General features: G+C 51.9%; 7 protein-coding genes and 1 pseudogene. All 8 read left to right on the plus strand.

Features of this window, described 5'->3' with window-relative positions; genetic code table 11:
* Positions 1-498: pseudogene (locus lacNas_RS07670) on the plus strand (primosomal protein N'); the annotation flags it as partial.
* A 16-nt stretch (positions 499-514) separates the two neighbouring features.
* Complete coding sequence (fmt, locus tag lacNas_RS07675) at positions 515-1462, plus strand: methionyl-tRNA formyltransferase (protein ID WP_201332066.1); 948 nt, start codon at positions 515-517, stop codon at positions 1460-1462.
* Positions 1452-2768 (plus strand): 16S rRNA (cytosine(967)-C(5))-methyltransferase RsmB, encoded by a 1317-nt coding sequence (gene rsmB, locus lacNas_RS07680; RefSeq protein WP_201332067.1) that lies wholly within the window; start codon positions 1452-1454, stop codon positions 2766-2768. The genes fmt and rsmB overlap by 11 nt, the downstream gene beginning before the upstream one ends.
* Before the next feature lie 5 nt (positions 2769-2773).
* Positions 2774-3529, plus strand: a complete 756-nt coding sequence (locus tag lacNas_RS07685) for a Stp1/IreP family PP2C-type Ser/Thr phosphatase (RefSeq protein WP_201332068.1) — start codon at positions 2774-2776, stop codon at positions 3527-3529.
* Positions 3519-5540 carry a Stk1 family PASTA domain-containing Ser/Thr kinase gene (pknB, locus tag lacNas_RS07690; protein WP_201332069.1) on the plus strand — a complete coding sequence of 674 codons (2022 nt, stop codon included), beginning with the start codon at positions 3519-3521 and terminating at the stop codon, positions 5538-5540. Before lacNas_RS07685 ends, pknB begins: the two co-directional genes overlap by 11 nt.
* The gene (gene rsgA, locus lacNas_RS07695) at positions 5541-6434 is read left to right on the plus strand and encodes a ribosome small subunit-dependent GTPase A (protein WP_201332070.1); all 894 of its coding nucleotides are present in this window, start codon (positions 5541-5543) and stop codon (positions 6432-6434) included.
* A gap of 22 nt (positions 6435-6456) precedes the next feature.
* Positions 6457-7140, plus strand: a complete 684-nt coding sequence (locus tag lacNas_RS07700; RefSeq protein ID WP_201332071.1) for a thiamine diphosphokinase — start codon at positions 6457-6459, stop codon at positions 7138-7140.
* A gap of 185 nt (positions 7141-7325) precedes the next feature.
* Positions 7326-9786 (plus strand): SEC10/PgrA surface exclusion domain-containing protein (locus tag lacNas_RS07705; RefSeq protein WP_201346749.1); only part of this gene is annotated, 2461 nt, incomplete at its 3' end.

Raw genomic sequence — 9786 nt, forward strand, 5'->3', positions numbered from 1 at the left:
CCGGACTACAATGCTTCGGAAAAGACCTTTGAGCTTCTGACCCAGGTTGCCGGCCGGGCCGGCCGGGCCGACAAGGAAGGGCAGGTAATGATCCAGACCTACAACCCGGACCACTACGCCATTCGCCTGGCGCAAAAGCAGGACTATGAACTCTTTTACGCCAAGGAAATGCAGGTCCGCCACGCTGGCGACTATCCGCCTTATTTCTACACGGTCCTGGTGTCAGTTTCCGCCAAAAACGAGCAGAATGCGGCCAGGGAGGCTTTCAAAATCAAGCGGCAGCTGCTGAGCGTCTTGAAGGCGCCCACGATCGTCCTTGGTCCGGCGCCGGCGACAATTAGTCGGCTAAAAAATCAGTATTATTACCAAATACTGGTAAAATATAAGAGAGAAAAGCACTTAAATGAGCTCCTGCATCAAATTCAGGATCAGGCCCAGGAAGTTAAGAAGTACGGCCTGAACGTGGAGATTGATCCTGAGCCAGAAAGAATTATGTAAAGGAAAAGGTACAATCGTGAATTCAGTAATCTTTTTAGGCACGCCGCAGTTCGGCGCCACCGTTTTGGAAGGCCTGATTGAAGCCGGCTATGACGTGAAGGCCGTGGTAACGCAGCCAGACAAGAAGGTCGGCCGCAAGCAGAAGATCGTTTTTTCACCGGTCAAGGACGTGGCTTTGGAACATGGGCTGCCGCTTTACCAGCCGGTTCGCCTCTCCCGGTCAGCTGAACTGGCCGACTTGATGGCTTTGGAGGCTGACTTTATCATCACGGCGGCATTCGGGCAGTTTTTGCCGACCAAGTTCTTAAAGACCGCCAAAATCGCGGCCGTCAACGTGCACGGATCGCTTTTGCCGAAATACCGGGGCGGGGCGCCGATTCAATACGCCGTCCGCAATGGTGACGCGCAGACCGGGGTAACGATCATGGAAATGGTCAAGGAAATGGATGCCGGCGACATGTATGCCCAGGCTGCCCTGCCAATCAGAGACGATGAAACCAGCGGGGAAGTCTTCAGTGAACTGGCGCCTTTAGGCCGTGACCTGCTCTTGCAGACCCTGCCGAAAATCGCCCGGGGCGAGATCGTCAAGAAGCCGCAGGATCCAAGCCAGGTCGTTTTCTCACCGACCATCAGCAAGGCTGAAGAAAGAATTTCCTTGAAGATGACGGCAACTGAGGCCAAGAACCTGATCCGGGCCCTGAACCCGGATCCGGGTGCCTACTTGATGATCAAGGGCCAGCGGCTGAAGGTCTGGAAGGCTGAAGTAGCCCCGGACAATTCAAGCCTGCCAGCAGGCCACCTTTTGACCAACCAGGGCCGCTTTGCCATCAGTTTTGCCGACAACACGGTCTTGAACCTGCTGAACGTTCAGCCGACAGGCAAGAAGGCCATGCCGATCAAGGACTTTTTGAACGGCCAGGGAAAGAAATTTGCAGCAGGAGAAAAGATTGTCGATGAAGACTAACGCCCGCACGGTTGCCTTGGATACCCTGATGAAGGTCATCAACCAAGGCTCATACTCAAATATCAGTCTGAACCATGCCTTGAAGGCAGCCAAGCTGCCGGCAGAAGAAAGCCGCCTGGCCACCAACCTGGTATACGGAACCATCCAGTACCAGCTTTATTTGGAATACCAGCTTCGCGGCCTGGTGAAGAGCCGGCTTAAAGAAGCCTACTTAAAGCCCCTTTTGCTGATGTCAGCCTACCAGATTTTCTTCCTGGACAAGGTGCCCGACCGGGCCGTTTTGGATGAGGCCAACAAACTGGCCAAGGCTTACGGCCGGCCGAAATCCAATGGCTTCAGGCTGGTCAACGGGATTCTGCGGGCCCTGCTGCGGCAGGGTGAAGTGCTGCCGGATCCCGCGTCTGGCGACTATCTCAGCGTGAAATACAGCATGCCGGTCTGGCTGAGCGACTATTTTACGGCCAACTGGGGCAGAAGCCGGGCCGAAAAAATCATGGCCAGCTTCAACAGCAAGTCTAAAAATGAAATCCGCGTCTCCCGCCTGGCTGACGAGCAGCGGGTGGTCAGGGATTTGAAGAAGGCCCACTTCGACCCGAAAGAATCGCCGCTGGCTGCGGATAGCTACGCCTTAAGCCGCGGCGGGATCGTCATGACCGACTTTTTCAAAGACGGGGAAGTAACGGTGCAAGACGAAGCGGCCAGCCTGGTTGCCGAAGCGTTCGAATTTAAGGGAAACGAGCAGGCCTTGGATGCCTGCAGCGCTCCTGGCGGCAAAACGATCCAGCTGGCCGAGCAGCTTCCAAATGGCCGGGTGACGGCTTTGGACATTCATGAGAAAAAGCTGCGCCTGGTTAAGGAAAACGCAGCCAGAATGCACGTGGCTGACCGCCTGCGGGTCAAGGCTCTGGATGCCAGAAAGGCAACGGAGTATTTTTCCGCGCAAGAATTTGATAAGATATTGGTAGACGCACCGTGTTCCGGTTTGGGACTGCTGCGCCGCAAACCGGAAATCCGCTACACGAAAACCGCGGCGGACCTGGAGAATCTGGCCAAGATTCAACTGGATATACTGAATGAAATGGCCGGTTTGCTGAAAAAGGGCGGGGAGTTGGTATACTCCACCTGCTCGATCTCTGTAGAAGAAAACGAAGAAAACGTGCGGAAATTTTTAGCCGCGCATCCAGATTTTGCATTGAAACCATTTAAGACGGCCAAGATTTCAGCGCCCAAGGGGATGCTGAAAATTTTGCCGGACAGCTACAACAGTGATGGATTTTTCATTGCCAAGTTTACGACAAGAGGTTAGTACTTGTGATTAAAACGGCATTTGCTTCAAGCATTGGTAGAGTTAGAGAGAGCAATCAAGACTTCGTGCAGATTTTTAAAAATCGCGTGGGAGTGACCATGGCTATCGTTTGTGATGGCATGGGCGGCCACCAGGGCGGGGATGTAGCCTCGACGATGGCAGTCAGCCACTTGGGCCACAACTTCGCCAGCACCGACCTGCATGACAAGAAACTGGCCAGAAAATGGCTGGACGTTCAGCTGCGTTCAGAAAACGAAACGATTTTGAAGGCTGCTGACCGCTTCCCTGACTTGAATGGGATGGGAACCACGATCGTCTTGGCTATCTTTTTCGACCAGGACGTTTTGATTGCTCACCTGGGAGACTCCCGTGCTTACAGTTATTCCGAGGGCAACTTCCAGCAGATCACTGAGGACCACTCTTTAGTCAATGAACTGGTCAAGATGGGGCAGATCACCAAGGAACAAGCCAAGACCCATCCGCAGAAAAATATCATCACTCAAGCATTGGGCGTTTCAAGCACGATTGATCCGGAATATAATGAACTTGAAATGAAGACCGACGACGTGTTCCTTCTTTGCACTGATGGCTTGACCAATTCGCTGTCAGACCCGTTGATTCAACAGGTTTTGGCAACCAAGGGCCTGAATTTGCAGGAACGCTGCAACAAGTTGGTCAATGAAGCCAATCGTCTGGGCGGCGGGGACAACATCACCGTCTGCCTGGCCGTAAATGAGGAGGATGGCGCGAGTGATCAATAAAGGTTATTTGCTTGGAGACCGTTACCGGATCGTTGACACCTTGGGTGAAGGCGGGATGGCTAACGTCTACTTGGCTGATGACATAATTTTGAAAAGACAGGTCGCCGTTAAGATTATTCGCCTTGACTTGCAGAAAGACTCACAGGTTTTGGCCCGTTTCCAAAGAGAAGCCCTGGCCACCAGTGAGTTAAGTCACCCCAATATTGTCTCAGTTTTTGACGTCGGAACTGACCACGGCTTGCCGTATATGGTCATGGAATATGTCAAGGGGCCGGACCTTAAGGATTACATTAGGGAAAACAGCCCGATTCCACTGCCGAAAGTCATCAAGATCATGGACCAGATCCTGTCGGCAATGGAACTGGCCCACAAGCACAATGTGATTCACCGGGACTTGAAGCCGCAGAACATCCTAATGGATGAAAAGGGCAACATCAAGATTGCCGACTTCGGCATCGCTGTTGCCTTGAACCAAAGCGCGATCACCCAGACCAATTCGGTTCTGGGCTCAGTTCACTACATGTCGCCTGAGCAGACCCGGGGCGGGATGGTCACCAAGCAGTCTGACATTTACTCTTTGGGGATCATCTTGTATGAGGCACTGACGGGGCACGTGCCTTTCAACGGCGAGACGCCGGTGGCAATTGCCCTCAAGCATGCCGAAGACGACATTCCGTCTTTGCGCAAGCAAAACAAGGCGATTCCCCAGGCCTTGGAAAACGTTGTTTTGAAAGCAACTGCCAAGGATCCGCGGGACCGTTATGCGTCCGTTGCGGAAATGAAGGCTGACCTGGATTCCAGTCTGGACCCGAGCCGGGCCGGAGAAGCAGTCTATCAGCCGAGCCACGGCAACAATGATGAAACGAAGATTCTGCCGGCTTTGAACGGCAAGGTCATGCAGGCTGAAAAGAAGCAGGCTGATCAGGCTGAGCAGCCTAAGAAGCGGTCTTTGTGGGCCAACATCAAAAAGTACAAATGGTGGTGGATCGGGTCGATTTTCCCGATTTTTGCCATTCTGCTTTTCATGTTTTTCGCCGTTGGCCACAATAACGTGCGGGTGCCCAATGTCGTGAACATGACCGAACAGGCTGCTAAGACCTCGCTGAAAAGCGCTGGCCTGGCCGTTGGCGCGGTCAAGCGGACTTATTCCAGCGATGTCAAAAAGGGCAAAGTGATTTCAACGACGCCGAAGGCCGACAGCGCGGTCGACAAGGGCCGGAAGGTCAGCCTGCTGGTTTCCAGGGGTCCGGTCTTGACCAAGGTTCCCGATGTTGAGGGCCTTTATTTGGCGACGGCTAAAAAGAAGCTGACTAAACTTGGCTTCAAGGTCAAGAGCAAGGAGGCTCCGTCAAACGAATACGTGCCCGGATTGGTTATTTCGCAGAGCATCAAGTCCGGCCGCAAGGTCGATGCCACCAAGACCACGATTACTTTGGTGGTGGCCGTAGCTCTGGAAGATCAGCCTAAAGCCACAAGCCAAAGCAGCAAGGCAAGCTTCAAGCTGGCTGACCTGGCCGGCAAGAGTTTGGAGGACGCCCAGTCCTATGCTAAGAGCAAGAAGCTGACTGTCAAGGTTGAAAAAGACTATTCTGACAGTGTTGCCAGCGGCAAGGTGATTTCGACCGATCCAGCCGCCGGCACTGAGGTGTCTGAAGGGGATACTCTGACTGTTACGGTTTCCCAAGGGGCCGAGAAGAAAGAAGTCAAGAAGACCTACACGGTCGACTACCAGGCTGAAAGCAGCTCTTCAAGCTCCAGTGACTCTAGCGACGATTCCAGTTCAGAGAGCGCCAGCTCCTCGTCAACGCAGGGCAACCATGTCCGCATTTACATTCAAGACGATAACCACAGTCTCGGCAATATCTACCGGGACCAGTACATAACCAAGGACACGGACTTTACGATTACTTTCTCTGTCTCCAAGGGAGCGGGCAAGATCAAGATCGTCCGTGATGATGAAACCGTAGTTGATGAGACAGTTACGGCAGATGACAGTGAAAGTGGGGACTAAATGGCAGAAATAGTGCAGGGAACCGTTGTTTCCTTGATCGCCGGCTACTACGACGTACAGACGCCAGCTGGAGTCGTGCGGACCAGAGCCAGAGGCGTTTTCCGCAAGAACCGCGAAAAGCCGCAGGTAGGCGACAGCGTGCAGGTCAAACTGGATGACCAGGGCCTGGCTTATTTGGTGAAGATTCTGCCTCGCAAGAACCGGATTGGCCGGCCGGCAGTAGCCAATGTCGACCACGTGCTCCTGGTTATTTCCGCGGTTGAACCAGATTTTTCAACGGCCCTGTTGGACCGCTTCTTGGTCTTTTTTGCCTGGCAGGGGGTAGCCGTAACCATCTACCTGTCCAAGAGCGATCTGCTTGAAAAAGAGCGGCTGGAAGAAATTGAAAGCCAGCTGGCTTATTATCAAAAAATCGGCTACCGGGTCTACTTGAGCAGGGAAGAACTTGCTGAGGAACTGCCAGGGCAGATCGGGGAAAGCGAGATCTGGACTCTGGCTGGTCAGTCGGGGGCCGGGAAGTCGACTCTGCTGAACTTTATCAAGGAAGATGCCAAGCAGGCTACAGGGGCAATTTCGACCAGCCTGAACCGGGGCAAGCACACGACCCGGACGGTGACCCTGTTTAAACTGGGGGATGGTTTTCTGGCAGACACGCCGGGCTTTTCGGCAATCGATCTGACGCCGATCAAGCTGAATGAGCTTTGCGGCTATTTCAAAGAGTTCAAGGCGCTCAGTTCTGAGTGCAAGTTCCGCGGCTGCCAGCACCTGCATGAGCCCAAGTGCGCAGTCAAGGACCAGCTGGCTTTGGGAGAAATTGCGTCTTTCCGCTATGATGATTATCTGGCCATGCGGACGGAAATTGCAGAGGGCCGGATTCCGGAATATTTAAAGTAAGAATAGAACAGGATGTTTTGTGATGGATGCTGCAGTATTGCTTGGCGGGCCAAAGGAAGAGTGGCCGGCAGATTTGAAGGACCGGTTGAAGAGGGCCCGGGAAGCTGGTGACCTGTTGATCGGGGTTGACCGAGGAGCCTTGTTTTTGCTGGAATTAGGCTTTAAGCCGGACCTGGCGATTGGGGATTTTGATTCGCTGAAGCCGGATGAATTGGCCTGGGTGGAAGGAACAGCCGACGATATCCGCTATTCGGTGCCAAAAAAGGACTGGACCGATTCAGAATTGATGCTGGGAATTGCTTTTGGCGACTACCAGATTGACCAGCTGCGCGTATACGGGGCAACTGGCGGCCGGCTGGACCACGCGGCAATCAACGCTTTTGGCATTTTGAATCCAGAGCTGCGCAAGTATGCCAACCAGTTGACCTTGGTCGACAAGCAGAATTTGATATTTTACCGGCAAGCCGGCAGTTATGAGTTGAAAAGGCAGGATTACACTTATTTTGGGGTGACCTGCCTCATGCCGGTGGAAGATTTGACGATTCAAGAAGCCTTGTATGACTTGGCTCCTTACAGCGGTGATTACATTCGTTCCTTTACCTCGAATGAGTTTTTGCCGGAAAAAGATAGTTGCAAGTTATCCTTGAAGAAAGGCTTAGTAGCTGTAGTTTATTCAAAAGACTTGGACCGTTACCAACAGGCATAAGCTGTCAAAGATTATATAATAAAAAGTCCCGCTTAAAAGCGGGACTTTTTTGCGCTTTTTACGTAATTTTAAAAAGATTTGCAAATGATCATTAAGATAGGTGCTTGTTGATGCATGACTTATTTGTATAATAAAGGCAAAGAGATAATATCTCCAATCATTGTTTGTTTATATAGGTGAGTCATATGGAAAATAAGACAAAGAAAGATTTGCGAAAAATTGCGGTAGTTGCGACTGCCGGGATCGGCGTGGTTGGTGTTGGTGCGATCAGTCAGGGCAGCGTAAAAGCTGAAGTGACGACTCAAGCCGCTCAAGCGGATACGGTTGAAAACGCAAAGACTGCGGTCAGCGAGGCGGAGAAGCAGCAGCAGATTGCTGCTGATCAAGCAACTAGCGCCCAAAAGGCTGAAGAAGCAGCCAAGAGCGCGGTTGATCAAGCTCAAAGTGCTTATGATCAGGCAAGCTCTGAGCAAGCGGCTGCCCAAACTGCGGCAGACCAAGCGAGCGCGGACTTGCCAGCAGCCGAGAGTGAAGCCAGCCAGGCAGAGTTGGACAATGTTCAAGCAAATAATCGGGCAGACGCTGCCAGCCAGGAAGCTGAATCTGCCAAGCAGGCGGCTGCAAGCCAAGCCAGCCAGGCCGCGCGAGCTGAAGAAGCACAAAAGAAGGCCCAAGATGATTTAAACAAGGTTGGCGTAAGCGACGCGGAAGCTGCGGCTAAGGCTGCAGCTGACAAGAAGGCCCAAGCTGAAGAAGCAGCCAAAAGCACGGCTGAAACGGCTCAAAAGAGCAAAGAGGCCTTGGAAAGCGCGCAAAAGGCAGAAGCCGCTGCTGAAGGTGAAACAAGTGCGGCTGAAAAAGACGTGGATTCAGCCAGTCAGAAGGAAGCAGCTGCTAAGACTGCTAATGATGAAGCCCAAAGTGTTTTGACTGAACAAGAGAGCAAGGTCAGCCAGGCTCAAGCAGATGTTGACCAAGCTCAAAAAGCAGTTGACAACGTTGGCTTGTCAACAAAAGCTGAAGATTTGCAAAATGCTAAAAGCGAAGCTGCCAGCGCTCAAAACGCTTTGACTGAGGCCAAGTCAGCAGACGAGACTGCGCAAGAAAACTTGGAAAAGGCAAGCAGCGAGCAGTCCGGCAAGGCAAAAGAAGCAGCAGAGGCTCAGAAAGCTGTTGATCAGGCAAGCATCCAGGTTAAGGAACTGACGGATGCTGATAACGAGGCTAAGGATGCCAGCGATGCCGCAAATAAGGACTTGGCAGCCAAGCAGGCGGCTGAAAGCGAAGCACAGCAAGCTTATGATGCTTTACCGAAAGTAGTGGCCAATGATGCCTTGAAGCAGGCAACGCTGGCATTTGCGAACGTGCAAAAGCAGTACAACAATAAAGAAATTGATGAAGCCACCTATAAGCAAGCGATTAATACTTGGGCAGATGCAATGGCTAGTGGGAAGAATTTGAATACTTACCATGGCTTAGAGAGTGATAAAAAAGTCCAAGTCGACTTAAACAACTTGACCCAGGAGCAGCAAGAGGAATTAAATGCATATCTGGTACAGTTGCTCAACTCTGCCCGGATTGCTTTGGGCACTGCTGATCTTGCCGGCAAAACGGTTGGATCAGTTGGGGCAAATGCGGCTGCTAGCGAAATTGCGGTAGGCTACCGCAAGGACCGCTGGAACAGTGCGAAAAAACACCACGACAATGCGGTAGTCAACAGCGTTGCCAAGAAATACGGCTTGCTCGCTTTAGATGATTCAGAAGGCCAGGCAATCGAAAACTTAAGAACGGTAGGCATTCCAAGTCTTGGAATTTCTGACACTATTACAATGTATGAAGCAAAGTTCAATGTATTCGATGGCGTTATGGGGATGCTTTTTGAAGACAATACAGACAGCAACGAAATGGGGCATGCAATTAGTTTGCTCGGATTAAATACGCTGGCATTTGACAAAGCTGATTCAAATTTAACTACTTATGTCGGATTTTCGGCAGATGGTACAGATGTTGCCGAAGGCTATCACCTTCAACAGTATCACTTTATTGTGGTGCCAAACCTTACTGATCAAGAAACGACGACTACCACAACCGATGGCAACGTTACGCATACATATATAGAAACTAAGTTTGGCCAAATCAGCGACCCAGCAACTTGGGAAAAGGCTAGCGGTACGACTGCCCTGGCAAATCCATATGACGAAGCAGCAGTTAAGGATGAGCTGGCCAAGGCACAAGCGGCAACCGCTACAGCTCAAAAGACGGCTGATGAAAAAGCTGCCGCGCTTAAGACGGCTGACGGCAATTTGGCTCAAGCAGAGCAGGTACTTGCAAGCGCCGAAAGCAATTTGGCTGAAAAGCAGCAAGCTTTGACTGCGGCAAATGAAAGTCTTGCCGCTGCTGAGAACGCAAAGGCAGACAGTGCTTACAAGCTCACTGCAGCTGAAACTGCGGCTGCCCAGGCTGCTGATGATTTGACTGCTGCCCAGGCTGCATATGACCAAACTGCGGCAGTTTATCAAACAAAGCAGGCGGAACTAGCTGCCGCTCAAGCAGCATTGGCTGCCGAAAAAGAAAAGCTGGCTCCACTTGCTGCTGACGCTGAAGCAAAGCAGGCAGCCTTAGATGCCGCTGATGCTGCTTTGAGTC

It is taken from the genome of Lactobacillus nasalidis (genome assembly GCF_016587775.1).
Classification (GTDB): Bacteria; Bacillota; Bacilli; order Lactobacillales; family Lactobacillaceae; genus Lactobacillus; species Lactobacillus nasalidis.